Source organism: Telmatospirillum siberiense (assembly GCF_002845745.1).
In the GTDB taxonomy this organism is placed as follows: domain Bacteria; phylum Pseudomonadota; class Alphaproteobacteria; order Rhodospirillales; family Magnetospirillaceae; genus Telmatospirillum; species Telmatospirillum siberiense.
Genome location: NZ_PIUM01000026.1, coordinates 1 through 23,302 on the forward strand (window position 1 = coordinate 1; position 23,302 = coordinate 23,302).

The 23,302-nt window shown below is 64.5% G+C and carries 22 protein-coding genes; 5 read left to right on the forward strand and 17 right to left on the reverse strand.

What is annotated here, in order from left to right; all coding sequences use genetic code 11:
- Nucleotides 1-350: 350 nt before the first annotated feature.
- The 4 genes from CWS72_RS19290 to CWS72_RS19305 all read left to right on the forward strand — a co-directional run bounded on the left by CWS72_RS19290 (nucleotide 351) and on the right by CWS72_RS19305 (nucleotide 3,381).
- Nucleotides 351-1,910 (forward strand): M23 family metallopeptidase, encoded by a 1,560-nt coding sequence (locus CWS72_RS19290; protein ID WP_101252276.1) that lies wholly within the window; start codon nucleotides 351-353, stop codon nucleotides 1,908-1,910.
- 137 nt (nucleotides 1,911-2,047) lie between these two features.
- Nucleotides 2,048-2,425, forward strand: a complete 378-nt coding sequence (locus CWS72_RS19295; protein WP_101252277.1) for a hypothetical protein — start codon at nucleotides 2,048-2,050, stop codon at nucleotides 2,423-2,425.
- A gap of 7 nt (nucleotides 2,426-2,432) precedes the next feature.
- Complete coding sequence (locus CWS72_RS19300; protein ID WP_101252278.1) at nucleotides 2,433-2,849, forward strand: hypothetical protein; 417 nt, start codon at nucleotides 2,433-2,435, stop codon at nucleotides 2,847-2,849.
- A complete protein-coding gene (locus CWS72_RS19305; RefSeq protein WP_101252279.1) occupies nucleotides 2,839-3,381 on the forward strand; it encodes an RNA polymerase sigma factor in 543 nt (180 codons plus the stop codon). The genes CWS72_RS19300 and CWS72_RS19305 overlap by 11 nt, the downstream gene beginning before the upstream one ends.
- A gap of 10 nt (nucleotides 3,382-3,391) precedes the next feature.
- Here CWS72_RS19305 and rbsK read toward each other — a convergent pair whose 3' ends face one another.
- From rbsK to CWS72_RS19325, 4 genes are read right to left on the reverse strand one after another with little or no spacing between them, the layout of a single operon-like run.
- Nucleotides 3,392-4,324, reverse strand: coding sequence for a ribokinase (gene rbsK / locus CWS72_RS19310; RefSeq protein ID WP_101252280.1), 933 nt, complete (start codon nucleotides 4,322-4,324; stop codon nucleotides 3,392-3,394).
- Nucleotides 4,321-5,265, reverse strand: coding sequence for a dihydrodipicolinate synthase family protein (locus CWS72_RS19315; protein ID WP_101252281.1), 945 nt, complete (start codon nucleotides 5,263-5,265; stop codon nucleotides 4,321-4,323). Before CWS72_RS19315 ends, rbsK begins: the two co-directional genes overlap by 4 nt.
- A 15-nt stretch (nucleotides 5,266-5,280) precedes the next feature.
- Nucleotides 5,281-6,609 (reverse strand): MFS transporter, encoded by a 1,329-nt coding sequence (locus CWS72_RS19320; protein WP_101252282.1) that lies wholly within the window; start codon nucleotides 6,607-6,609, stop codon nucleotides 5,281-5,283.
- Nucleotides 6,610-6,662: 53 nt separating this feature from the next.
- Complete coding sequence (locus tag CWS72_RS19325) at nucleotides 6,663-7,358, reverse strand: GntR family transcriptional regulator (RefSeq protein WP_101252283.1); 696 nt, start codon at nucleotides 7,356-7,358, stop codon at nucleotides 6,663-6,665.
- A gap of 88 nt (nucleotides 7,359-7,446) precedes the next feature.
- Between CWS72_RS19325 and CWS72_RS19330 the strand changes: the two genes are divergently transcribed.
- A complete protein-coding gene (locus CWS72_RS19330; RefSeq protein WP_158240724.1) occupies nucleotides 7,447-8,136 on the forward strand; it encodes a YceI family protein in 690 nt (229 codons plus the stop codon).
- Nucleotides 8,137-8,162: 26 nt separating this feature from the next.
- Here the strand turns inward: CWS72_RS19330 and CWS72_RS19335 are convergent, their stop codons facing one another.
- From CWS72_RS19335 to CWS72_RS19395, 13 genes are all read right to left on the reverse strand, one after another.
- Nucleotides 8,163-9,257: a type II secretion system F family protein gene (locus CWS72_RS19335; RefSeq protein WP_101252285.1), complete on the reverse strand. Its 1,095-nt coding sequence runs from the start codon at nucleotides 9,255-9,257 to the stop codon at nucleotides 8,163-8,165.
- Nucleotides 9,254-10,786 carry a GspE/PulE family protein gene (locus tag CWS72_RS19340; RefSeq protein WP_158240725.1) on the reverse strand — a complete coding sequence of 511 codons (1,533 nt, stop codon included), beginning with the start codon at nucleotides 10,784-10,786 and terminating at the stop codon, nucleotides 9,254-9,256. The genes CWS72_RS19335 and CWS72_RS19340 overlap by 4 nt, the downstream gene beginning before the upstream one ends.
- A 4-nt stretch (nucleotides 10,787-10,790) precedes the next feature.
- Entirely contained in the window at nucleotides 10,791-11,411 is a 621-nt protein-coding gene (pilP, locus tag CWS72_RS19345; RefSeq protein WP_101252287.1) for a type IV pilus biogenesis protein PilP, read from the reverse strand.
- Complete coding sequence (gene pilO2 / locus CWS72_RS19350) at nucleotides 11,401-12,576, reverse strand: type 4b pilus protein PilO2 (protein WP_101252288.1); 1,176 nt, start codon at nucleotides 12,574-12,576, stop codon at nucleotides 11,401-11,403. The genes pilP and pilO2 overlap by 11 nt, the downstream gene beginning before the upstream one ends.
- Before the next feature lies 1 nt (nucleotide 12,577).
- A complete protein-coding gene (pilN, locus tag CWS72_RS19355; RefSeq protein WP_101252289.1) occupies nucleotides 12,578-14,281 on the reverse strand; it encodes a PilN family type IVB pilus formation outer membrane protein in 1,704 nt (567 codons plus the stop codon).
- Entirely contained in the window at nucleotides 14,278-15,234 is a 957-nt protein-coding gene (locus CWS72_RS19360) for a toxin co-regulated pilus biosynthesis Q family protein (RefSeq protein ID WP_101252290.1), read from the reverse strand. Before CWS72_RS19360 ends, pilN begins: the two co-directional genes overlap by 4 nt.
- Entirely contained in the window at nucleotides 15,228-16,403 is a 1,176-nt protein-coding gene (locus CWS72_RS19365; protein WP_101252291.1) for a TrbG/VirB9 family P-type conjugative transfer protein, read from the reverse strand. Before CWS72_RS19365 ends, CWS72_RS19360 begins: the two co-directional genes overlap by 7 nt.
- On the reverse strand, nucleotides 16,400-17,137 hold the full coding sequence (locus CWS72_RS19370; RefSeq protein WP_158240726.1) for a VirB8 family type IV secretion system protein: 738 nt from the start codon (nucleotides 17,135-17,137) through the stop codon (nucleotides 16,400-16,402). The genes CWS72_RS19365 and CWS72_RS19370 overlap by 4 nt, the downstream gene beginning before the upstream one ends.
- Nucleotides 17,138-17,378: 241 nt before the next feature.
- Nucleotides 17,379-18,080 carry a hypothetical protein gene (locus CWS72_RS19375; RefSeq protein ID WP_101252293.1) on the reverse strand — a complete coding sequence of 234 codons (702 nt, stop codon included), beginning with the start codon at nucleotides 18,078-18,080 and terminating at the stop codon, nucleotides 17,379-17,381.
- Complete coding sequence (locus CWS72_RS19380) at nucleotides 18,077-19,696, reverse strand: hypothetical protein (RefSeq protein ID WP_146002814.1); 1,620 nt, start codon at nucleotides 19,694-19,696, stop codon at nucleotides 18,077-18,079. Before CWS72_RS19380 ends, CWS72_RS19375 begins: the two co-directional genes overlap by 4 nt.
- A gap of 8 nt (nucleotides 19,697-19,704) precedes the next feature.
- The gene (locus tag CWS72_RS19385) at nucleotides 19,705-20,550 is read right to left on the reverse strand and encodes a hypothetical protein (RefSeq protein ID WP_146002815.1); all 846 of its coding nucleotides are present in this window, start codon (nucleotides 20,548-20,550) and stop codon (nucleotides 19,705-19,707) included.
- The gene (locus tag CWS72_RS19390; protein WP_101252296.1) at nucleotides 20,534-23,005 is read right to left on the reverse strand and encodes a VirB4 family type IV secretion/conjugal transfer ATPase; all 2,472 of its coding nucleotides are present in this window, start codon (nucleotides 23,003-23,005) and stop codon (nucleotides 20,534-20,536) included. The genes CWS72_RS19385 and CWS72_RS19390 overlap by 17 nt, the downstream gene beginning before the upstream one ends.
- Nucleotides 22,995-23,285: a hypothetical protein gene (locus tag CWS72_RS19395; RefSeq protein WP_101252297.1), complete on the reverse strand. Its 291-nt coding sequence runs from the start codon at nucleotides 23,283-23,285 to the stop codon at nucleotides 22,995-22,997. The genes CWS72_RS19390 and CWS72_RS19395 overlap by 11 nt, the downstream gene beginning before the upstream one ends.
- Nucleotides 23,286-23,302: the final 17 nt, after the last annotated feature.

The following is a 23,302-nucleotide window of genomic DNA, read 5'->3' on the forward strand; positions in this document are numbered from 1 at the left end:
TCATCTTTCGGAAACACTCAAAATCCGCTTCCGAAAAACCCACAATCTCGCCTCAAGGCTCAATCGGGAGGCCGGGTTCTAATGCCTCAAACAATCACTGTCAACTGACTTTTATCCTAATTTTCAGCCTCCTCGCGCATGAGCGCCCCACGCGCGTGAGCGCACGTCTAACTATTAGCTAACCTCGCAATATCGCGGTGCGGCGCCACCAGATCTGGTGTTTTATGGTGAGCGCCGCCACAATGGGCGTTGGAAGAGACCTGAAACACGAAAGATCACGGAAAACCGTGATGCAGGGTTGCCTTTTCCGGCTGAGCTTGAGATAACCGCGAAACGCCAGGATTTGCGCCATGTTGCGGGCGCCCTCGCTGATCAACCAGGGGCTGAAGGCCGATCTGGACGACATCATGCGGAAACCGGCCGGGTATCCCGGATTACCGCAAACGGGGCCGCCCGTGCCGGCCCTCGAAGCCTGGTCTTTGATACGAAGCCCCCTGGGGGACTTCGTAGAACGGCAGATGAGTAACGGAGGGCAGGATATGCATTTTTGGCGATCGACGCCGGCTCGGGCGATAACCGCCACCGCGCTGGTTGCCTTATGCGTCACCGGCGGCGTTCATCTGTTCCATCGGACGAGGACGCCCGCCGGGCCCCAAGGACCATCCGCCCCGCCATCCGCGTCCTCTCCAGAAGCGGAGACGGAATCCTACCGGCAATCCCTCGCCACGCCGAAGGCCGACAGCGAACTGGAGGATCAGGCGAGCCATCCCATTCAGACGGTGGTGGAGGCCGAGCGCGGAGATACGCTGCTCGATCTTCTTCTGAAGGCGGGCGTCGAACGGAATGACGCCAACCAGGCCATCGACGCGCTTCGCGAGGTCTACAATCCGCGCGCGCTGAAGATCGGGCAGGAAATCACCGTCACCTTCGAAAGGCCGAGCGACGGTATCGGCACCGGGCCGTTCCACGCCATCGCCTTGCAGCCCGACGCCGGGCGCCAAGTGTCGGCCAAACGGGCCAAGGACGGCTTCGCCGCCAGCGAGGTGAAGCGCGAGGTCACCCGGCAGATGGCGCATTTCACCGGCACCATCAAGGGCAGCCTGTTCGAAACCGCCACCACCGAGGGCGTGCCCGCGCCCATCCTGGTGGAAATGATCCGCGCCTTTTCCTACGACGTCGACTTCCAGCGCGACATCCAGCCGGGGGATTCCTTCGAGGTGATGTTCGATCGCTTCGTCGATAAGAAAGGCCAGGTGGTGAAGGACGGCGACATCACCTATGCCAAGCTGACCCTGTCGGGCGTGGCCATGCCCATCTACCGTTATGTCGATTCGAGCGGCATGCCCGATTATTATAATCCCAACGGCGAAAGCGTGAGAAAGGCCCTGCTGCGCACTCCGGTCGACGGGGCCAGGATCAGCTCTGGCTACGGCATGCGCATGCATCCGATCCTGGGCTTCAGCAAGATGCACAAAGGCGTCGATTTCGCCGTCACCACCGGCACGCCGGTGCTGGCCGCCGGCTCGGGCGTCATCGACTTCGCCGGGGCAAACGGCTCCTACGGCTATTACGTGCGCATCAAGCACGATGCCCTGCATTCCACCGCCTATGCCCATCTGTCGCGCTTCGCCCAGGGCATCCGCACCGGCAAGCATGTGGCGCAAGGCCAGGTCGTCGCATTTTCCGGCGCCACCGGACGGGCCACCGGACCGCATCTGCATTATGAGGTTCTGGTCCATAACGAACAGGTCAACCCGATGAGCGTCAAGTTCCAGTCGGGCAACAAACTGGCCGGAAAGGAGCTGCAACGCTTCCTGTCCACCACCAAGGAACAGGGACAATTGCTGGTCCAGACGCCGGTGACCAGCAAGGTGGCGTTGAACAGGTCCGACGCCGCCCGCCCGAACTGATCCCAAGGGAAGGCGAGCTTCCTTCCCGCCCCGCCCCCGCTTTTTTCCGAAAAATTCCCGATCACCGGCAATAAAAGGCCGGCGCCGTTCGTCACTGTCATCGAATGAGTAACCATACTCCTTGCGAGGACAGCGATATGAACGAGACTCCTTATGTGCAGGCTTTCGATCTGATGTGGGAAACGTTCCCCGAACCGACCCTGCTGGTCCGCAAGGACCGCACGGTCATCGCCGCCAACGCCTCGGCGCGCCGGATGGGACGCACGGAAGGTGGAAAATGTTTCGGCGTCACCCCCTTCGGCGGCGGCAAGAACCATTGCCGGAACTGCAAGGCCGACCTGACCTTGCGCAGCCGCGAAGCGATCAGCGAGGTCAGCCTCGATCTCGGCGCCCCGATCACCAGCTATTGGCTTCCCCTGCCCGATTCGACCGAGCTTTATGTCCACTTCGGCTTCGGCGTCGCCGAGCTTCTGCGCAATCAGGGGGCCGCCGCCGCCCCCCAATCCCAAGGATAAGTCCATCATGTTTCATCAGTGCCGCTCGGATCGCCATGACCGCTGGTCGGCCTGGCCCAAACCGGTCCGCATCGCCCGCCATGTGACGCTGGGCTTGCTGGTCGCCGCCAGCTTCGCCCTGGTCTTCGGCTATGTGACGATGCTGCTGTGGAACGCCATCCTGCCGCAAATCTCATCGCTGCCGGCCGTCACCTTCTGGCAGGCCGTGGGGATCCTTTTGCTGGCCCGGCTGCTGACCGGACGGTTCTCCCATGGCGATCACCCTCACCGGTTCCACCGCCGTCGTCCGGAGCGGAGCGAAGCGGAACGAGATGACGCCGGCCGCTATGCCGAATGGTGGGAAACCGAGGGAAGCGCGGCCTTCGACGCCTATCTGGCGCGATCGCGGAACGGAAGCTCCCGCAACGGCCCGCATGAAGAATGATCCGTCGGACAACCGGCGGCGGCTGACGGCGATCATCGAGCATGATCGCCGGGGCCTGACCCGGTTCGTCCAATCCCGCTTGTTCGGCGAAGGCCGAGACGAAGCCGACGACATCGTTTCGGACGTCGTCTTGCGCCTGTTCGAGCGCGCCGACCTGCTGGCCCAGGTCGAGGACGTCACCGCCTATCTCTATCGGGCGCTGGCCCATGCGGTGACCGATATGTTCCGGCGCCGCCGGGCCGGTCCCCTGCGTCCCGCCCCGGAACCTCCGGATCGTGACGAACCGGAGGGCGCCGACCCCGCCCCCGATCCGGAAGTGGCCCTCGCCCAACGGGAACAGCGCGAGCGCATCGGCCAGGCGCTTTCCCGTCTGACCCCGGCCGAACGGGCGGTCTGGGTGGCCGTCGAGATCGAGGGATGGCGGTTTCGCGAACTGGCCGAACGCTGGAATGAACCGCTGGGGACCCTGCTGTCGCGCAAGAATCGGGCCGCCAAAAAACTGCGTGCCCTCCTGGAGGGCGAGTCTCGATGAAACGGAGTTGTTACAGCTCGGCACGAAAAGGAATGGCCGGTTGCGCGCCATGCCGGGTCACGCAGAGGGCCGCCGCCCGCTGCCCCAGATCCGCCGCCTCCCACAATGTCATCCCTTCGCGCAGTCCGACGGCGACACCGCCGATAAAGGTATCGCCGGCGGCGGTGGTATCGACGGCCTGGACCGATCGGGCGGCAAGATGGCGCGCATCGTCCGGGCCCACGATCACCACCCCCTGCCTCCCCAGGGTCACCAGGACATGGCGGACGCCGCGCGAGCGCAATATCCAGGCGGCCTCCATGGCCGAAGACGGATCGGTGACCGGGATGCCGGCGAGCGCCGAGGCCTCGCTTTCATTGGGAATCAGATAGTCGATCTTCGGCCACAGCCGATCCGGCAGCGCCAGGACCGGCGCCGGATTGAGCAAAACCGGCAAACCGGCGCGGACGGCGCGATCGACGGCATGCTCCACCGTCGCCAAGGGCACTTCGAGCTGCAGAATCATCAGCGCCGCCCGGTCGATGGCGGCGGAGGCGGCGTCCACATGGATGGGCTCCAACGTCGCATTGGCCCCCGAAACCACGACGATGCGATTCTGGCCGTCGTCATCGACCTGGATCATCGCCACCCCGGTCGCCGACCGATCGTCGGTCACGACATGGGTGGTATCGATGCCGTCCCCGGCCATGGCCTGGCGAAGCTGGGCGCCGAACGCGTCGGCGCCCAGGCTGCCGATCAGCGTCACCGGGGCGCCCAGGCGCGCGCAGGCCACCGCCTGATTGGCGCCCTTGCCCCCCGGCACCACGGAAAACTGGCGCCCCATCAGGGTTTCGCCGGCCGCCGGAGCACGGGATACACGCAGCACCAAATCCATATTGAGGCTGCCGACCACGACGATCGACTTCGCCGAAGGGCCCGGCGAGGCGGCCCCCCGGGTCGTCATGCCGGCAGGCCGGCGATCTTGGCGCGGTAGAATTCGGTGCCCTCGACGATCTTGTCGAGAACCGCATCCAATGCCCAGAAGCGCTCGCGCACGTCATAATCGATAACCCGGCAGCGGATGGAGGCGAAGGTCCCGATGCGCTGATGATACATCTTGGCCAGCGCCGGATAGCCGAGGGATTCGGAAACGGCGGCCAGGACCAGGAAGGTCGCCAGTTCGCCGGCCAACTCCGGATGCCCGGCCGAGGAGGCATAGAGCCACTTGTAGAGATCGGGATGGAAATTGGCGAAGACGCCGTTGAATCCCGGCGCGCCCGCCTTCATCGCGTCCCAGGCGATGGCCGCGTTGGCGTTGAGGATCCGCATGGGGGTCTGGGCGGTCAGCGCCACGCGCCGTTTCACCGTCGGCAGATCGCAACTGACGTCCTTCAACAGGATGAAGCGGCCCGACTGGGCGCACAGCGACAGTTCCTCGTCCGTCAGCAATCGCCGATAGGGCGCCGGGCATTCGTAAAGACCCAGGGGGAGATCCTTGGGCAGACGGTCGAGCAGCGTGGCGAGCGTCGCCTTGAAGGCGCCCGTCCCCGCCTTCTTCGGATCGAGATGATTGGTCACCAGGATCAAGGCGTCGGCGCCCACCCGGCTCATCTCGGTCAGTTCGCCGATCTGGGCGTCGATATCGTCGCTGATGTGCCCCGAGACCACCACCGGCACCCGGCCTTTCACCTTTTCGACGACAAAACGCCCCAGGGCGGCGCGTTCATCGAGCGACAGGAACATCATCTCGCTCGATTGGCAGACGGCGAACAGGGCGTCGGCGCCGTGGGCCAGATACCATTCGATCAGACGTTCCAGGCCGGCGTAGTCGATCCGCCCGTCATCGGTGAACGGAGTCAGCATCACCGGGACGATGCCCTGGATGCGGGGAAGAGATTGGGTCATGAGAAGCACCTATGGCTATTCGGCATGTTCGGGAATGGGGCGGGTGACCAGGAACAGATAGCTCATGGCGCCCGCGAAGGAGATGGCCGCGCCGGTCAGCAGGGCCGGCACGAAGGAGAAGGATTGGGCGATGAAGCCGGTGACGATGGGCGCCAGGGCGCCGCCGATGAAACCGCCGAAATTCTGCAAGGCGCCCAGCGAGGCGATGCGGCTGGGCGGCGCGGCGGCCGTCACCAGCGCCCAGGAGCAGGCCGAGGCGGCGTTGGCGAGGAAGATCACCACCGAGATGCAGGCCAGCGCGACGAGGTTGCTGTCGGCCAGTGCGGCCGGAATGGTGAAGGCGGCCATGCCCAGCATGGCGACCACCACCGGGATGCGCCGGCCCTTCACCGGCGAGCCCTGGGTCCGCCGGGTCACCTGGTCGGAGACCCAGCCGGCGGCAAGGCATCCCAGGAATCCGCAGAAGAAGGGAACCGAGGCGGCGACGCCGGTGCGCGCCAGGCTCATGTGGCGTTCGCCGATCAGATAGGCGGGCAGCCAGCTCAAATAGACCCAGTTCAGATAAACCGAACCGAAAAAGCCCAGGATCATTCCCCAGGTGGTGCGAAACGAAAAGAGGCTGAGCCAATCGGCGAAGGTCACCTTGGGCGCGGTCCGTTCCTCGGTCTCCGACGTCAGATAGGCGGTTTCCTCCTGGTCGAGGCGCATCTCGGCGGGATCGCGGTAAAGCGCGTACCAGACGAGGGCGACGACGAGGCCGGCCCCTCCCATCAGGATGAACATCCAGCGCCAGTCGAGGAAGATGATCAGCTGCGTCAGGATCAGGGGGGCCAGCGCGGTTCCCAGCGGCGAGGCGGAATTGAAGATGCCCGTCGGCACGCCGCGCCGGCTGACCGGATACCAGTTGCTGACGACCCGCGCGGCCGAGGGAAACTGCGGCGCCTCGCCGATGCCCAGGAAGACGCGGGCGGTGATCAGTTGCACGAAATTCGCGGCCAAACCACCCGCCGCCTGGGCCACCGACCAGAGGGCGAGGCCGACGGCCAGCAGCCGGCGCGGCCCGACGCGGTCGACCAGGCCGCCGGTCGGCAGTTGGGCGAGGGCGTAGCTCCAGGAGAAGGCCGACAGCAGCAGCCCCATCTGTCCGAGCGACAGCCCCAGTTCCTTGGCGACGGTCTGGCTGGCCACAGCCAGGGTGCCGCGGTCCATGTAATTGACGACGCCGCTCAGGATCAGCAGCGACAGCGAAAGGATCTGGGCCCGCCGGACACGGGGCGGGGCGGCGGCGAACGATCGCCGTGGAATGGCCACGGATAATGGTGCCGGTGGCGCCGGGGTGCTCATGGTTGTTCCTCCACTGGTGGCTTTTTTTCTTTGTTTTTCGAAAGGGTGTTGTCTCAGGTCGAACCCGGCTCGACGGATTCGCTTTCGTCGAAGGGGCCGACGCTCAGCGACCGGCGGCGCGAACTGTGCAGATGCGCCCGCAAGGCGAGCAGGGCGGCATCGACGTCCCGCCGGACCAGGGCCGCCAGCACCGCCTCATGCTCGCGCAGCGCGACCGGCAGACGGGCGGCGGGCAGGCCGATGCGTTCCCCCAGGATCATGCGGATGCGCAGGGAATTGACGCGATGGATATCGGTGATCAGGCGATTGCGCATGGCGGCGATGAAGGTGTCGTGCATCTCCCAGTCGGCGGCCTGCGCCTCCTCCAGGAAAGCCGGCGTTACCGGGCCCCGGCCGGCCACCGCCTTGATCTCCTGGAGACGGTCGTAGAGGGTGGTGATCTCGCGCGGCGAGGCATGCCGGCCGAATTCCGCCAAGGCGGTCATTTCCACCATTTCGCGCAGTTGGAACGCCTCGACGACCATCTGCAGGTCGACATGGGCGATTTGCAGGCCGCGCTGGCTGATCACCTTGATCAGTCCTTCGGCCTCCAGCCGGGGCACCATCTGATGGATCGAGGCCAGGGACATGGAGGTCAGTTCCGCCAGTTCCCGCTGACTGACGAACTGACCGGGCAAAAGCTGGCGTTTCAACAGATGCTGAGTAAAGGCCTGGTAGGCCTGGTCACGAAGTTTCGGTTGCCCCGACATCTGACGACACCATTACCATCACACTGACATGTCAGTGACTATTGCACAAATATGGCAGTTGCGCAAATCGGCGTGGCGAGATAATCGGATGAGCGCGGGTCCAGTGCCCTTGGAGTGGCCCGGCGGCGACACCATGTGGTGGGAATTCGACGGAATGGCCCCATCGGCAACCGGCCGGGAGCGGATCCCCATGTGGCGCGCGATCGTCCTTGTTTTTATCCTGGCGCTGGCCGTGCCCGCCCGGGCCGCCCCTTCGGTTTATGAGATCGGCCCCTACTCCACGGAGATCGGCTTCGCCGTCGACCTGGCCGACGTCACCACTGTGGCCGGGGCCTTCACCCGCTTCACCGGCAAGCTCTCCCTCGATCTGGACGCGCCGCAGGCCAGCCGGGTGGCGGTGACGGTCGACACCCGGTCCTTCGACATCGGCTGGGAACCGGCCTACAGCCTGTTGCGATCGGACGCCTATCTGGATGTCTTGCACTGGCCGGCGATGAGCTTCTCCACCGAAACGGTCAGCCAGCAGGATGCGACGCATGTGCGGATGGCCGGCACCCTGACCATCCGCGGCGTCGCCCGGCCGCAAGTCCTGGACGCGGTCCTGGAACAGCGGCATTGGGATCCGGACAGCCAAGCCGAAATCGCCGTCTTCACCGTGACGGGCATCCTGCACCGTTCCGATTTCGGCATGGTCTCCGACGCCTTGCTGGTCGGCGACGAGGTCAATCTGAATATCAAGGCCCGCCTGCGTCTGGCCGGCGCGGAACCTGCGCGGTAATCCGGAGGGTTACCATTGCCCCGGCCTCACATTCCACTGGTCAGTTGCTGCTGAACGGCGATGATCCCGAACTGGATCCAGGCGATGGTCCCGGCGACGAACACCATGCCCGCCACCTTCATGGCGTCGCTCTTGGCTTGCAGACTGTCGAGGCTGAGCTTCATCCATTCGGCGGAAAGGCGTCCCATCGCCTCTTCCAGATTACCGAGGCTGGCATAGATTCTGAGATCCTCGACGATTTCACGGGCCGGAAACCGGTAGCCGGTCAGATGCAGCGCCTCGCCCAGATCGTAGCCGGAATTGACGAAATAAAGCGTCGCATCGATCCGTTCCCGCAGCCAGGGATTGGCGATCGTCCGCAACCGCCGCAACGCTTCCGGCACCGGCATGCCGGCTTTCAGAAAAGCCACCAGCGAGGCCAGGAAACTGGTTCCCATGATCAATTGGTAGAGCGACCAGGGCGGCCAGGAATCGACCCGCGCCCGCCATTCACCCGTCCATCGGGGCAGCGACCAGACGACGGCCGACAGAAGGGCGAGCAGAAGCGCCAGAAACGGCAGCAGCCCGGCATGAACCACGCGGGACAGAACGCCCATGGCGGCGGCCAGTCCCGTCCATTTCTCCATCGGCTTTACCTCGGCGAAGGCGGGAATCGCATCGACGCTGAAAATCCAAAGCAGGATGCAGAGCAGGCCCCCCAAAAAGAGCGGATAGCCGACGGCGGTGGTGATCGCTCCCAGCATCTTCTGGGAAGATTCGATAAGTCCCGCAGCCTCGTCCAGGGCCTGCCCCAGGTCGCCGGCGCCCGCCTCGATGAGCGACCATTCCTGAACGGGCACCCAACCATCGAGAGCTTTGCCGAAGGTGTGGCCGTCGTAGACCTTCCGGCGCCAACTGTCGACGACTCGGGCCAAGGGGGACGCGGAGCGCTTGCCGCCCAACGAGCTCACCTGCCAGATGGCATCGAGGGCGCGCGGCAGAGGCATGCCGGTCCGCGACAGGCTGGCGATCTTCCGGTAGAGGCGCATCCTGACCCGCGCGGTCAGGGCGAGCCGCGCCTGAAACAGCCCGATGTCCATTCCTTCGAACCAGAATACGATCGTATCGAAGATAGTCTTCATGGAGCCGGCAACTTTCCCAGCCGGTATTCGGCCTGTACGGGGTCGATCACGCCCTCGATGATTTTCTCGATGGCGTGATGCGAGAACTCCCGTCCCCCCAGACGATCCATCCAATAACGATAAGCGTCCTGACGCTCGCCCGCGCACAGCAGATCCAACAAGGTCTGATCCGGCCGGATGATTTCGGCGACCACGGTCCTGCCGTCATAACCGTTCCGGCAATCGGCGCATCCGCCGCCGGGCATCCAGACGGGCCGTCCCTGGAGAATCGGCCGCAACCGCGCCGCCGTCTCGGCCGGCAGGCCGGCGCCGTCGAGGCCGCACCGGCGCCGGCACTTTGGGCACAGCCGCCGGACCAGCCGCTGGGCGACCAGACCGCGCATCAGCGAGGCATCGCGCAATTTGAAGGATTCGACGCCGACATCGAGCAGACGGGGAACGATGCCCAGGGCGTCGTTGGCATGCACCGTCGTCAACACCTGATGGCCGGTCATCGCCGCTTCGAAGGCATGATGGGCGGCGGCCCGCGTGCGAATCTCGCCGATCATGATTCGATCGGGATCGCTGCGAAGCGCGGCCGCGATGGCCTCGGTGTAGGCGCCGTCGCGATCTCCGTCGTTGCGCATGTTGGAAACGGGCAACTGGACGACCCCGGGAATCCTGTATTCGGGAGGGTCCTCGACCGAAAGGATGCTTTCGCCCGGATTGCGCTCGACGATCCGCCGCATCAGACGTTCCAGCGTCGTCGTCTTACCCGAGCCGGTGGGCCCGGAGATCACGATGATGCCGGTCTGATTGCCGGTGACGTCGGTCAGCATGTCGACCTGTGCCGGGGAAAAACCCAGATCGCCGATGGACTGGCCCGCCGCGTGGCCGGCGTAGAGCAACCGCATGACCAGATGGCGGCCGCTGTATCCCACCGGATTGAACTGCAGGCGTACGGCCTGAACCCCCGGCGGCAGACCCGTCATGATACGGCCCGCCTGATAGCTGAAGGGATCGTAATTGGCATCGGCGGTCCCACCCTCGGCCGCCATCGCGTAGGCGGTCATGCAGATCTGACGCCCGTGCTCGGCCCGCCATTGCACGGACGCCCCCGAACCGCCCGGCATCGTTTGGAGTTCTCCGTCGATGCGAACCCTGACGCTGGCGGTGTCGGCGTCGACGACGATATGAATGTCGCTGGCCTGCACGGCGGCGGCCCTCGACAGCAGGTTCTGCACTTCGCGCTGCATGGTCGTGTCGTCATGCAGAAGCCGGCTGGCCGAAGACCAGGGGCCCGCCGGCGCCGCGCCGGAATAGAAGCTTCGCAGGGAGCCGAGATCGACGAACTCCGGCGCCCTGGTGGGAAAGCCAAGCCGGCGAGCCAGCGCGATCAGGGAAATGACGTCGACGTCCTCGGAATGCGCGCGCGAGACCAGGCAGCGTCCATCGGCGAAAATCGCCACCTTGTCCCGCAAGGCTTCGCTGGCCCGGACCGGGCCCCCGTCACGGGTGATCAACTCCCCGGCGTCGGCGGTTCCCCACATGGGATCAGAACCCCACGCGCCGGGACGAAGAGACCGGCAAGGCGTAGGGCGGCTGGTCCCCCTTGCGGACATAAACCGTGTCAGGAAGGATCTGGACGACCCGCAACCCTCCGATAACCCCTCCCGACCTGATGTTCCTCGTCTCCCCGTCGGGCAAGGCGATCAGTGCCACCAGATCGTTGCCCACCTTGTGGATACGCCGCACCAGGGGACCGACCGGCGCCTCCTGCGGCATATCCACCGAAGAAGGAGGAAGCGATGCGCCGGGGCTCGGCGGCATGGCGGCAGCGGCAACGGGCAGGAATTGCGGCGGTTTGGCTTGGCCGGCGCTTTCCAGCTCGCGCAGCTTTTTCTGAAGTTCGGCACGCTTCAGGTCCAGTTCCAGGATGGTGAGTTCGGTCTGCCGCCGGCCGATTTCCCGTAGAACGCCAGGGAATTGGCCGTTTTCGGGCGGCACCGCTTCGGCAGGGGGCGCGCCCGCGACGACGGACGCGGGCGCGGGCACCATGGGCAGAACCACGGCCGGTGGCGCGGGAAGGATTTCCTCGGCCATCGCCGGCTGTGCCAAAGGTGGTGCGACCAACAGAAAATATCGAAAGAAACGAGCCCTTTGGTTAGCGGACATAGGCTTTCCCTCTCACACGCCACCCCGATGATTGCCAAGAGACCTCATCGGCCACGAAGGCCGGAATTTTCGCAAGCAGGACGGACAGCGCGCTCAACGGCAGCCGCCCGCCCATGGAAAGTGGAATCGGGCGGAAACCGCTATTGTCGTCGGCGGCCAAAGACCGCCCCGGCAACAACCCGGCGGCCGGGCCGCCCTGCTCGCCCAACTCGCTGTCGAGCAGATAGGCCTGCGCGGCCCCCCACAGATGCCGGCGCAAGGCGTCGATGGTCATCGGCCTTTCCTCGCCGGAACGGCGAAGCAGGGGGATGGTCAGCGGCGTGCTCACGCTGACCCGGTCCGGAGATATCACCACGCTGTTTTTCGGCAACCAGGCGACAGATCCCTTTTCCCGCCGATAGCGCGCGGTGGCACCACCGGATCCACAGGTCGCCATCTCGATCTCGAACCCCGGAAGCGTCCTGGTTTCCTCGATCGCCCGCTCGCAGGCCAGGATCAATGACGATACTGTCGGCTGTCCCAGCCAGGGCGGAGGCGGCGCCACCGGCACGCTGGAAACCGTGGGCGCGGCCGGGGGCGAGGGGAAAACCGCCATCCAGCCCCCCCAACAAACGGCCGCCGCGCCGCAAAAGGCCAGGATGAATGGCAGAGGAGTGCGGTTAACGGCGCGCAAACGCGCATCGGAATAGGACGAGATCAGATCGACGATATCGTCCGTTCGCGCCTCTTCCATCCGCCAATGCAACGGCGCGAAAACCGCGTCCCAATCCCCGATCGACAATTCGCTGCGCAGTTTCTGGCGCGCCTCCTGCTCGCTGCGGAACAGGACGTCGCCATCGGGCATGACCGCCCCCTTGCGAACCATGACGTAAAGCCACCCCTGATCCGTCCGGAAGACACCGATCCAGCTGGCATCAGCCACAGCCGAAGCGAGAACGGGGGCGATCGCCCGCATTCCGGCCCGGTGTCCGGCTTTGCGCTGCCCCAGACCGAATTGGGGAACACCGCGCTTGCGGACGCAAAACAGATCGGCGGCCAATTCCGCCTTGCCCGCCACGATCCGAGCCTCTCGCACGGCCAGGCCGGCCGTCGGCGCCGCCTGCCAGAACAGCCCGGCGGCGAAGGTCTCCTTTCCAATGCGGATGATCGCGGAAACCTTGTCCATTCTAGAGGGTCTCCCCGACCGCGCGCGCAAGCACCTCCGGCGCCATCATGATGACGATGACCGAGCGTCCTTTTTCGGTCTGAATGCTTCCTCCCAGCAGGGAAGGACCGATACCCGGCAGACCGGTGTCCGCCACGCCGGCCGAGGTGGACTGGTAGCCGGCGAGAACCAGCAGGTCGCCGCTGCGCATGATCGCCTGTTGCAGGAAGGAGCGGATATTAACGTCGGGCAGTTGGACCTTCGTCCCGTTGGAATCGAACTCGGTCAAAGCCTTGAGATCGGACAGGCTCAGCCCGTATTGCAAAAGAATCTGCCCGTCGTCGAGAACACGCGGCAGCACTTGCATATTGAAGCCGGTCACCAGCGTCGCCGGGGTGATCTGCGTCTGGGTCGTCGAATTGGTGCCGCTGGCGATGGTCGTCGCGGTGGAAGCGACATAGCTCTGCTGCTCGGCGACCGATACCGGAGCCACCTGGCCGTTCAGGGTGGTCACGCTGGTCTCGGTCATCAAAGTGACCTTGCCCATGGTCTGCAGCGCATCGATGGCGGCGTGAGTCGTCGACGCCAGCGAACTGCCGGTGGCCCATTGCCCCTTGTTGGTCTGCGTGTTCTGGATGGCCTGGACCAGATAGGTGGCCGCCGTCCCCGAGGTCACCTTAAGCGGCGCCGGCCCCGCCAGATTGACCGCATATTGGCCCGACAGTTGCTGGAACACCCCGCTCAGGTCGAGACCCAGATCATAGGTGTCCTTGACGTCCACCCTGAGCACCTTCACCGAGATGGTTACCTGACGGGTGATCCGCCTGTTCTGCTGCTCGACATAACTGGCGATACGGCGCATGGCCAATGGGGGGGCGATCACCGTCAGCGTGCCGGTGGCGGGTGACATCGTCGCCTTCGCCCCACCGGGCAGCATCGCCTGAACGGCCTCCTTGATATCGTCCCAAAGCTTGATCGACGCCTCGTGCGACGTGTCCTGCAGCATCGAGCCCGACGATGTCGTCCCGTTGCCGGGCGCCGTCGAACCACCATTGGCGGAGGAGGACGATCCCGAGGTATTGACCCCCGACCGGATGGTGGAGTTCGACGGAAGAGCCGCCAGAGTGAAGGTGCGGATCTCGTGTCGGAAAATACGGACCTGCCCGCCCCGATATTCCCATTGCAAGCCGAAATAGGTCGATACGCTGTCCAGGAGCCCCGACAACGGCCCGGACCAGGCCAGAGCCATGCCGTTTTGCTGACGCGCCGCCGCCAGCACCGGAAGCGACGGAGCGGCGGGCGGCCCGTCCGCGTTCGTCCGCCGGACCGGTTCCGGCGCCGGAATGGTGGCGGATGCTGGCAGATCGAGATGTTCCTCCAGCACGACCTTGACGCCGGTCTGAGCGGTGATTTCCGCGGCGATCTCCCTCAGTTCGAGCGAAGCCCCCATGCTGTTCAACACCACGGCGGCGGCGGTCTCGGCGGCGGCGGGAAGAGCGTCGCCATTGGGTTTCACGACGCTCCGTCCCCCCACCCAGATCCCGTCATGCAAGGTGATGGTTCCGGCGCGCACCTTTCCCCCTTGAGAAACGGCCTTGGCCATCGCATCGTCCGCCTCCTTTTCACGCAAATGGACGGCCGCCTTGCTGTCGTCGGCCACCTGGCAGGCCGCCATCGGGAAAAGCAGTGACGCCAGAACCAGCGCCTCGCGCAAACCTTTGGTCATCGCCCTTCCCCCGATTCCACCAAGAGAACGCGGTTTCCCTTGTAGAAATGAGCGGAGGGCACGGGTACCGCGGTCGAAAAGCCCTCGAACAATTGACTGGCCGCCTTGGTGAAATCGCCGGAAAAGGTGGCGGCGGCATCGATCGGATATTCCCGATCCGATTGCCAGACGACCGTCCAGCCGGAACGGCTTCCCCAATCCTTCAGCACCGTCCGCAGGGACTGCCCCACCGGCGCGATCCAGAGCTCCTCGACCTCGGCCTCGACGACGGGAGGCGAATCCGCCGGTATGACCGCCGGGGGGCCCCCGCCCTGAACCGGCCCCTCGGCGGGAAGCGGAGGCGAAGACGATGTCGGCGCAGATGGGGAAGAGGGAGAATGTGCCGCCGCCTCTCCGGCCCTTGCCGTTTTCTCCCCATCGTCAATGGGAAGAAGAGAGGTCGGATGGGTCTCAGGCCGGGTCTCCTCGCGCGATACCGGCACGGGTGCCGCGACCGTCGCGGCGATCGGCTCGATTTCGAGCGGCGTGGCAGGCAAGACCCGTGGCGCAACCCACAAGACGATGGTGTCGTCGGCCTCGGGGCGAGGAGATTTGACCGTTTCGCCGGCCATGCCCCGCTTTGCCAGTTCCTGCTGCACGACATTCAGGCGTGACCGGACGAATTGACGAATCGCCGGATCGCGGGGCGTGGGGACGAAGACGACGAGCCGGCTTTCAGGCTGCGCGGCCAGAGACACCGACAACCGCTCAAGACCGGACAGATCCGCCGCCGTCAACCGATTGGAACGCGCCTCGAACCCCAGCACCAGTCTCGCCCCGTCTTCCGCTCCCCCGACCGCCGCGTGACCGGGGCGGATGGCCGAAATCCCGGCGAGAATCATGAGGGCGATGCACCATGCGACGACAGGGGGATTCCCGATCCGTCCGCCGACCTGCCTGGATCTCATTACCATGCCCCTGCTCCGCTGGAGGCTCCGGCGGCATCGCCCCCCCTGCTCGCCGACCTGGAGCCGCCGCCTCCGGCCTCGGGGAGGGTTCCGCTGATTTCGAGCGGCGTCAGTGTCTGCTTCACGGCGGCGCGCCGAACGCAGATGACCCGATTGCCATTTCTCAATGTGAAATCGCCGACGGCTTCGGCAATCAAGACGCTGCCGCGCGGCCCCGCCGTCCTGGTGTTGACGGCGGTGTCGACCCCGTCAACGAGATGATGGACCACCGGCCGGGCGATGGAATCGCTGCGCTCGCCGAAATCGAAGTAAGTGAAGATGCCGTCTTCGAATATCCGTTCCGGCGCAATGTCGGCATCGGTTTCGCTGCGGGCGTACATTTTCATATCGAAACGCAGATCTTCGGGACGAAAGACGATCCGCCTCAGATAGTCGGGCATGCCGGCGACGGCGCCGTAACCGGGCGCGTCGTCGGCCGCGGGGCCCGAGCCCGCCGACGTGCCGATCCCGATGCCGTCCATGTCGTCCCCGTTGCGCGGCGCGTCGACATAGACAGTCAGATCCGTCACCTGGGAGGAGTTCCACGTCTCCGAGCGAAGGTAGAAGTTGTAGACGTTCCCCGTCGCCCCGAGGACCGTCAAATTACTGTCGGCTCCGGCGTTGCGGGACCGGACGGCGACGACATTGCCGCGAACCTTCTTCGCCTCGAAAACGACGGGATCGCCCAGATAGAATTCGTTGGCCTTCTCCCATGCCGGCAAAATCAAGGTCGTAACCATGAAATCTCGAGTCCGCACGCTCATCACGAAGTCGGAATGCCACATGTAATGAATGACGCCCGGCGCCGTCTGCCCCGCGGCCGCGCTCGGCCGATCCCAACTCCGCTGGAGAGTTCCCAAAGGCAGCGAGGGGCTGCGGTCCATGGTGGGGAACTGTCCTCGAGTCTGCTGATCGATGGCCGTTTCGGTGGAACTCAGGAATTGCGGGGGGACCGCCTGCTGGTTCCTCGCCGCAGGCGGAGCCGATCCGGTCGCAGCGCCGGAGGTGGTGGCCGTAACGCCGCGCGCGGCGGTCGGCAACGGAACGGTGGGCACCGTATTTTGAGCCAGCCCCAGGCTGGAGGACACCATGAGGAGAAGCACGCCGCATCCGGCCGATATCGCGAAGGTCTTCATTGTTTTGCCGTCACGGAATAGGCGGTCACGATGAAGCCGAGCGGGTTCATATAGCGGTCCTCCCAGCTGATTTCCCGGGGCACATAGGCGGTGGTCATGGAGGCGACCCACAGGGAGTCGGCGATTTTCCGGCCGGCCGCGTCGCAGTCGTTGGTGGAGAACTCCACCTGCCAATAGCCTTCCGCGATCTTGCTGACGCGATGCACGACCACCGAGCGCACCAGCCTGCGCTGACGGATTTCTTCATATTTCGGAGCCATTTCAGCGACGAACCGCCGATATTCGTCGGCATCCGAACGATGGGCGACCACCCCTCCGCCGCCCCAGCGCCGCTTCATCTCGTCCTCGTCGAGAACGATCTCATGGCGCGACAGCACATAGTCGCGAACCTGCATCTCGGTCATCAGTTCGAAACCCTTCGTGCCGCGCGAGAAAGGCTCGACCTTCACCAGCTGCTCGCTCTTGTCCTTGAAGGTGAGCAGCATCGGCTCGACGCGAACCAGAGGCGACAGTCCGGCGAGAGCGAAGCCCAAAACGACGTTGACGCATAGGCTGAGGAACATCCCGATGGCGAAAGCCCTGGCCGTCCACAGATAGCGACGTCCCTCGAGCGCCGGAACGTCGCATTCCGCCGGATAAACACCCAGACGATCTCCTCCGGCCGCGATGGAAGACGGATCCCGTTGGCCCCCGAACGCCCTGGTCCGGAAGGAGAAGGAGCGGGAGAACTTCACGACGCTTTCCAGTAGGGGCCGCGCTGGGGTAACTCGTAGCAGGCGCACGGGCTCCGCTTTAAGGAATCCCGGTCCGACCCGATTCCGATGGGTTCCAGCAAATTGCTGTTCCCACATCCCGCAAGGCTGAACACCATCCCCAAAAACACGGCGAGGCGAAGCAGGTGCGCGCCTCCGGCAACACCCATGGTCCTTGTTTCGATTTGCGCGGAATGCGTCATTTCCATGATCCCCCAGGCCTTCATTTGCTCGAAGGCGAGTTCTTCGGCTGAGCGAGACGGCCCGCCGATTGGATTTCGAGGATGGCCGCCAAGGCGGCCTTCAGGCTTCCCATCTGATCGAGCACGGCCATCGCCGCCGCCGTATTGGCTCCGACGTCGCCGCGCAAATCGGCCGAGGCCGAGGCTTCGGCAACCAGAACCTTCGCCCGCTGGGGCGCGACGCTGACCGTCTCGCGCGTGTGGGTGGAGAGCGTGTAGCCGTCTTCCAATGCCTTGCGGTAGAGGCTGTCCAGGGCCTGGCGAACCTGTCCCGCCCCGGTCGTCGGGCTGGTATCGGAGGGAACGGCCAACAGCTTGTGGACAAATGTCGAAGCGTCGTCGAAGGACGAGATCTTCATCTGGCGGACGGCGGCGATGTTGGAAGCCAGGCCGGAAATCTCGGGACCTGCGCCCTTCAACCCTTCCAGCGTGTCGAAACGGGCGAAATCCAGATTGGAAAGAGCTCCGAAGCGACCGATGGTCCGAGACAGTTGATCGACGTTGTTGAGCAATTCGACGGCGCGCGACAGCGCCTCGGACATCTGGGCCGACTTCTCGGCAAGCCTGGCGATTTCCTCCGGATCCCAGACCGCCTGCTGGGCCTTGGCCGGTGCCGGCCCCGCGATGCCGGACAGGCTCAACAGACAGCAAAGGATGGACAGCCCGGCTGAAAATCTCGTCATGATGGCCACCGTACGGTCACGAAGCTGGTCGCGGCGCTATCGGACCGTACGGCCCCCGCAGCCGCCTGGAAGGCGGAGATATAGGCGGAGACCCAGGATTGCTGGGACTCTCCCACGCTTTGGCCCGCCTGAGCCACCACCGTCAATGTGCTCTGAAGCTGCTGACCGAACTGATCGAGGAGCCTGTTTTCCCCGGCCAAGGCCCCGGCCCCCGCAATATCGAATCCGCGTCTCTCGCTGATTTCCTTCAAACGCTGGTCGAGACTGGCAATGGCGGTTTCGGCATCCCGACGCAAAGGCGCCCAAAACCGTTCGAGCTTATCATCCTCCAGCCAGGCGGCGAAACCGCCGGCAAGCGTCTCGCCATAAGGTGCGGCGGACGAGGTCCCGCCGTTTTCCGCGAGATCGGCCCGTACCGTTCCATAGGCTTGAGGGTGGGCCAGAATATCCTGAACGACGGACTGGGCCGCCGCGTTCGCCGCCGCTATCTTGGTCGCATTGTCCCTCCAGCCCGTGGTGTCCAGGGCCAGAAGACGCGCCTGCGCCACCTGAAAGGCGGCGGCACCATCGATAAAAATCTGGGCAAGCTGAGTGGAAACCGCGGCCGCGTCGGCGGCCCGGAATTCGATCGCCTTGTTATCGCTGGCCACCGTGTTCCACAGACCTGGATATTGAGCCAGCATGACGGTGGCGGCATGACGCTCGTTATGCAGACCGGTCAGCGCCGAGGTGGTCGCATCCAACAGATTGACCGCGACGCGCACCTGGCGGAGTTGGTCCAACCGCGCCGCCTGTGCTTGCAAAGCCACCGCCAGGGGGGAGGCGTCCGCCGAATTGGTGGTGGAGGAAAGCGGATCGGCCGCCGTCGTCCGCGTCACAGATGCTGACGAGGCCTCGCTGGCCGCCCAGGACGACAGCAGCTCCTTCAGTCCGGCCAGATTGTCGACCAATGCCTGACGGGCCGACGCATTGACGGCAAGATCGTCACGAACGGTTTTGGCCTTCGAGGCGGATACCGTCTGCTGCCCCCGATCCGTGGCGGCATCGGTCAGCCGGCTGTATCCATGCATGCCTGTCGCCAAGGCGTTGACGGCCTCGTCGGCGGCCACCGCCGCCCGCTGCCGGACGCGATCGATGCTGCCGGTGAGCTTGACCACCTCCAGATTGGAGGGATCGAACAGAGCCGTCTTCAAAATTTCGGCGATGGCGCGCGGATTACCAAGATCCCCCGCCTTCAGCATCGACGGATAGCTGGCCTGGAAGGTGGTGAAGACGCCCGACACCGAACCGGGAACGCGCCGGAGTTCGGTTGCCAGCGGGCCGTTCGGTCCGAACGTGGACAGCAAAGTCACATACCGATCGGCGATCTGGCGGCACTGTTCCACCTTCTGCCAGGCTTGCTCGGCCTCGCCCAGAAACCTGGCGACCTTGGCCTGGTCGAAAACCGGACAAGGTGTGGGACAGCACATCGGATTGATCGGATGAACGACGCAAAAGGCAACGAGCAGCCGCCGGTCGAAAGACGGAAGAACACGGGCCGCGACAGCCGCCATCCGGGCCAATATCCGGCGTCCGGTCGAAACCGGCCTTTCCCGCCACGCCATACCGACGATCACGGCGAGGCTCACTTGCTGCTGGCCGTGGTGGCCGAAGCCGCGCCGGCGCTCGACGTCGGATCCACATCGGCGAGGCGGCCGGAACTTTGCACCTCCAATATGGCGGCGAGCAGAGCCTGGACCTGAGCCATCTCGTCATGCATGGCCAGCATGACGGCGGTGTTGGCCGCCATGTCGCCCCTCAAATCATTGGCTCCGCTCGCCTGCTGAGCGAGTTTTTGAGCGCGGTCGGCCATGGTGGCGACCTGCTGGCGAGTGTTGAGCGCGATCGCATAGGCATTGGCCGCTGCCTCGCCGGCCAGCATGGTTCGTGCCTTGCGGACGAGATTGACCGTCGTCAGATTGGCGTCCTTGGCCACCGTCAGCTCTTTGCTGACCCAATTCTGCGTCGAGGTGAAGCTGGAGAAATCCGGTTTCGCCGCCAGCGAATTCCCCAGTCCCTTGAGCTTATCGGCCTCGGCCAGAACGGACTTGAAGCTGGTCGCCGCCTGTTGGCCGGCCGCATAACCCGCCTGCACCGTCCCCCAGGTCGTCTGGGCCGAATCGAGCAAATCCTTGACGGGAGGTCCGTATTGGCTGATGCCGCTTTGCGACAAGGCTTCCTGGAACAGAAGAGTCGGCACGCCCTGCTTGCCGACCGTCTGCACGATCGACTGCACCTGGGAAAGCATGTCGTTCAGTTCGCGCACCTGTTGCGTCGCCGCGTTGAGATTATCGACGGCCTCCGCGACGGCGGCCGAATCGATGACGGGATAACCTTGCGCGCCGGCCATCCGGGGCGTGAGCGTCAACAATCCGGCGATCAACCAGCGGAACGCCGCCTTTCCCAACAGCCGTCTATTTGCCTTTGACATAATGCCTCACCCATTCCGGCCCATGTTTGCGCTGCAGTTCGGCGGCGAAAGACACGCTTTCCCGGCCCGAGGAGAAAATTCGGAGATACGGTCCGAGCGGCGTCAGATCGGTGTCGAGGACAACGGATTCGCCTGTCGCCCGCTTGACCAGGACCGCCCGTTTCATCCGTCGCGAAAGCGGCAGCGTTCCCTTGATGAAGGCCCACTCGGTGTCGGTGAGGCTCCAGTCCGCGTAATCCTCCTCCCGCGCCTGAAGATTGGGAAAAAAGAACACCGTCTGGCATTGGCCGCGGATGGCTTCCCCCATTCCGGCCTGGGCGATCGCCTCGGGGCGCTGGAAAGCCGAAATCACCGCGGCTCCGCGCTTCCGGTATTCCTGCAGCATGGTCAGGTAATAGGTGCGGAACATCGGATTGCGCAGCATCGGCTCGGTTTCGTCGATGAAGATGAAAGCGGGCGCGTTGAATTCGGTGATGGTCGCCTGGATACGGTGCATCAGATAGGAAATCGTCGCCTGCGCCAGCAGCTCGTCCTTGAAGACCTCGGTCATGTCGAAGGCGATGAGACGGTTTTCCCGGATATCGAGGGTATCCCGCCCGGCATTGAACATTTTGCCGTAGTAGGCCGGATCGACCCATTTCAACAGTTGCGGCTTGACCGCGCCGCCGGCACTGAAACAGGGATCGAAAATCGTCTGCAACGAGCGTTTTTCCATGGGCAGGCCGCTTTGAAACAAGGCCTGGACGGCGAGGCCGATTTCCTCAAGCGAATCGGCATCCTCGCATCCCGAGATCGCCCGCAGCCACAATCGCAGGAATGCACGATTTTCCGGCGTGTCCTGACATTGAAAGGGATTGAGGCTGCATGAGCCGAGAGCGGTCTCGCCCGTCGTCGGATTGAGATAGGCGCCGCCAAGGGCCGTCGTGAAGACGTAAGCCCCCTGATAGCGATCGAAGATATAGGCCCGCAACCGCGGATGCCGGAGCGCCATCCCGGCAAGGAAGGTCATCACGGTGGTCTTTCCGCTGCCGGTGGGTCCGATGCAGACGGCGTGCGCAACGGCGTCCTTCTCCGCCGACACATGAAGCTGGAAGGAATAGCTGGTGCCGCCCGCCGTGCGGAACATGGCCAGCGGTCCCTCGCCCCAATCGCTGGACGGCAGCCCCGGCGGCGGACGATCGAGGGTAACGTTGCAGGCGATGTTGGAGGTGAAGAAACGGTAGCTTCTCGGCCAGATGCCATAACTTGGAAATTGCGAAAACCAACTGGCCTGGGCGGCCACACCCTCGCGCACCGACGCGGCGCCGTAAGCCGCGCAAATCTTCCGTACCTCATTGTCGAGGGAGGCGATTTCCTCGGGGGTTTTTCCGAAGACGAAAAGGGTCAGTCCGTAATTGGCCAGGGCGGAGCGGTTTTCATCCAGCCCCTCGATGATCTGCATCGCCGCGTCATATTGATCGCTGGCGGCGGGACTGAAGCGGGTCGCCATGCTCATGCGGTTTTCCTGCGCGATCTTCAGCGCGGCAACCGCCTTGCTCCACGGTTCGACGAGATTGAGCAGGATGAATTCGCCGTCGAGGCTCGAAAAGTCGGCGATCATCTGTTCGTCGACGTAGTCGCCGAAGCGCCGGATGCCGATGGCCGCCGCATAGAGCGTTTCGGTCCCGCGGCGGAAAACGATCAGACCGGATTCACCGGTGAATTCGACCGTATCGACGGCGATGGCCTCGGCGACGTCATTGCTTCCAGCCAGCGGCGTCGGCTTGGACAAAGGGCTGGCCAGCCGCCCCCAGAAGGCCAGGAGAGACGGGGAAAGAGGCCCCCCATGGATGTCCGCCTGCTGCGTCATCGGCCGGGGATGGTAGGGATCGAGGATCTGCATCGTCGTGTCGGCCGCCTCCGACAGACGGGACGCGGCGGACCGGGACTTTCCCGAAATGGACAGGACGATGGTTTGACGGTTGAGGAAGGAGGACTGGAACGAACGGTTCCACGACTTGGCGAATTCCTTCAGCAAGGGCAAGTCGAAATCGTCCGTCCGCGTGACGTCGACTTTTTCGCGAACCAGGACGACGCGCACGGTGACGCCCATCTCGGCGATCGCGTCGAGCCAGTTTTTCCGCAAGCGGAACATGGCTTCGCGCTCGGGGGCGCTGAGGAACATGCCGTCGCGGCCTTCGACGGCCAGACATTGAACCAGCGTCCCATCCCGGCAGACGAGGGTTCTGTTATCGGACAGAAGACGTTCGAAGGGCAGATGATCGGCCAGTCGCGTGTCTCGGGGCGGCGGTAGAACCGCCCTGGCGACGGCCGGCACCGTCAATCCGGTAAAAGCCGCCATGCCGGCCACCACGCCGGCGACACTGACGGCAATTTCGCCGGACGAGGTCGCCCTGAACAAGGCCTGCGCCATGCCTTGCGTCAACCGAACGGCGGCATCGGGATCAAGGGACATATTTGTTTCCCCGGACGCGCAGCATGTTCCTGGTCTTTTTGCGCGTCTCCATCCAGGCCGTCATCAAGGTGGAAAGATGAGGATCCCGGACGGCGTAGACGGCGATCATTCCGTGTCCGACAAGCGTGGTGACGAAGAAGGGGATCGGCGTGACGTTGTAGAGCAGGATGAAGAACATCATGAGGGTGACGTTCAGAAGCACGTTGGCCGCCGCCGGCAAGACCGGAGCCCAGAAGATCTGGGACGGTTCGGCTATGACGCGCAGGACCATGGTTCTCATGCCTCAGCCCCCGACGC

What these genes read in the sequence shown, in the direction of transcription:
- CWS72_RS19325 (WP_101252283.1), bottom strand. Translation starts at nt 7,358, where the DNA reads ATGTCGGGGCAACCGAAACTTCGTGACCAGGCCTACCAGGCCTTTACT.
- CWS72_RS19300 (WP_101252278.1), top strand. Translation starts at nt 2,433, where the DNA reads ATGTTTCATCAGTGCCGCTCGGATCGCCATGACCGCTGGTCGGCCTGG.
- pilN (WP_101252289.1), bottom strand. Translation starts at nt 14,281, where the DNA reads ATGACCAAAGGTTTGCGCGAGGCGCTGGTTCTGGCGTCACTGCTTTTC.
- CWS72_RS19375 (WP_101252293.1), bottom strand. Translation starts at nt 18,080, where the DNA reads ATGACGAGATTTTCAGCCGGGCTGTCCATCCTTTGCTGTCTGTTGAGC.
- CWS72_RS19340 (WP_158240725.1), bottom strand. Translation starts at nt 10,786, where the DNA reads ATGTGGGGAACCGCCGACGCCGGGGAGTTGATCACCCGTGACGGGGGC.
- CWS72_RS19335 (WP_101252285.1), bottom strand. Translation starts at nt 9,257, where the DNA reads ATGAAGACTATCTTCGATACGATCGTATTCTGGTTCGAAGGAATGGAC.
- rbsK (WP_101252280.1), bottom strand. Translation starts at nt 4,324, where the DNA reads ATGACGACCCGGGGGGCCGCCTCGCCGGGCCCTTCGGCGAAGTCGATC.
- CWS72_RS19305 (WP_101252279.1), top strand. Translation starts at nt 2,839, where the DNA reads ATGAAGAATGATCCGTCGGACAACCGGCGGCGGCTGACGGCGATCATC.
- CWS72_RS19365 (WP_101252291.1), bottom strand. Translation starts at nt 16,403, where the DNA reads ATGAAGACCTTCGCGATATCGGCCGGATGCGGCGTGCTTCTCCTCATG.
- CWS72_RS19360 (WP_101252290.1), bottom strand. Translation starts at nt 15,234, where the DNA reads ATGGTAATGAGATCCAGGCAGGTCGGCGGACGGATCGGGAATCCCCCT.
- CWS72_RS19315 (WP_101252281.1), bottom strand. Translation starts at nt 5,265, where the DNA reads ATGACCCAATCTCTTCCCCGCATCCAGGGCATCGTCCCGGTGATGCTG.
- CWS72_RS19385 (WP_146002815.1), bottom strand. Translation starts at nt 20,550, where the DNA reads ATGTCAAAGGCAAATAGACGGCTGTTGGGAAAGGCGGCGTTCCGCTGG.
- CWS72_RS19395 (WP_101252297.1), bottom strand. Translation starts at nt 23,285, where the DNA reads ATGAGAACCATGGTCCTGCGCGTCATAGCCGAACCGTCCCAGATCTTC.
- CWS72_RS19295 (WP_101252277.1), top strand. Translation starts at nt 2,048, where the DNA reads ATGAACGAGACTCCTTATGTGCAGGCTTTCGATCTGATGTGGGAAACG.
- pilO2 (WP_101252288.1), bottom strand. Translation starts at nt 12,576, where the DNA reads ATGGACAAGGTTTCCGCGATCATCCGCATTGGAAAGGAGACCTTCGCC.
- CWS72_RS19320 (WP_101252282.1), bottom strand. Translation starts at nt 6,609, where the DNA reads ATGAGCACCCCGGCGCCACCGGCACCATTATCCGTGGCCATTCCACGG.
- pilP (WP_101252287.1), bottom strand. Translation starts at nt 11,411, where the DNA reads ATGTCCGCTAACCAAAGGGCTCGTTTCTTTCGATATTTTCTGTTGGTC.
- CWS72_RS19290 (WP_101252276.1), top strand. Translation starts at nt 351, where the DNA reads ATGTTGCGGGCGCCCTCGCTGATCAACCAGGGGCTGAAGGCCGATCTG.
- CWS72_RS19390 (WP_101252296.1), bottom strand. Translation starts at nt 23,005, where the DNA reads ATGTCCCTTGATCCCGATGCCGCCGTTCGGTTGACGCAAGGCATGGCG.
- CWS72_RS19330 (WP_158240724.1), top strand. Translation starts at nt 7,447, where the DNA reads ATGAGCGCGGGTCCAGTGCCCTTGGAGTGGCCCGGCGGCGACACCATG.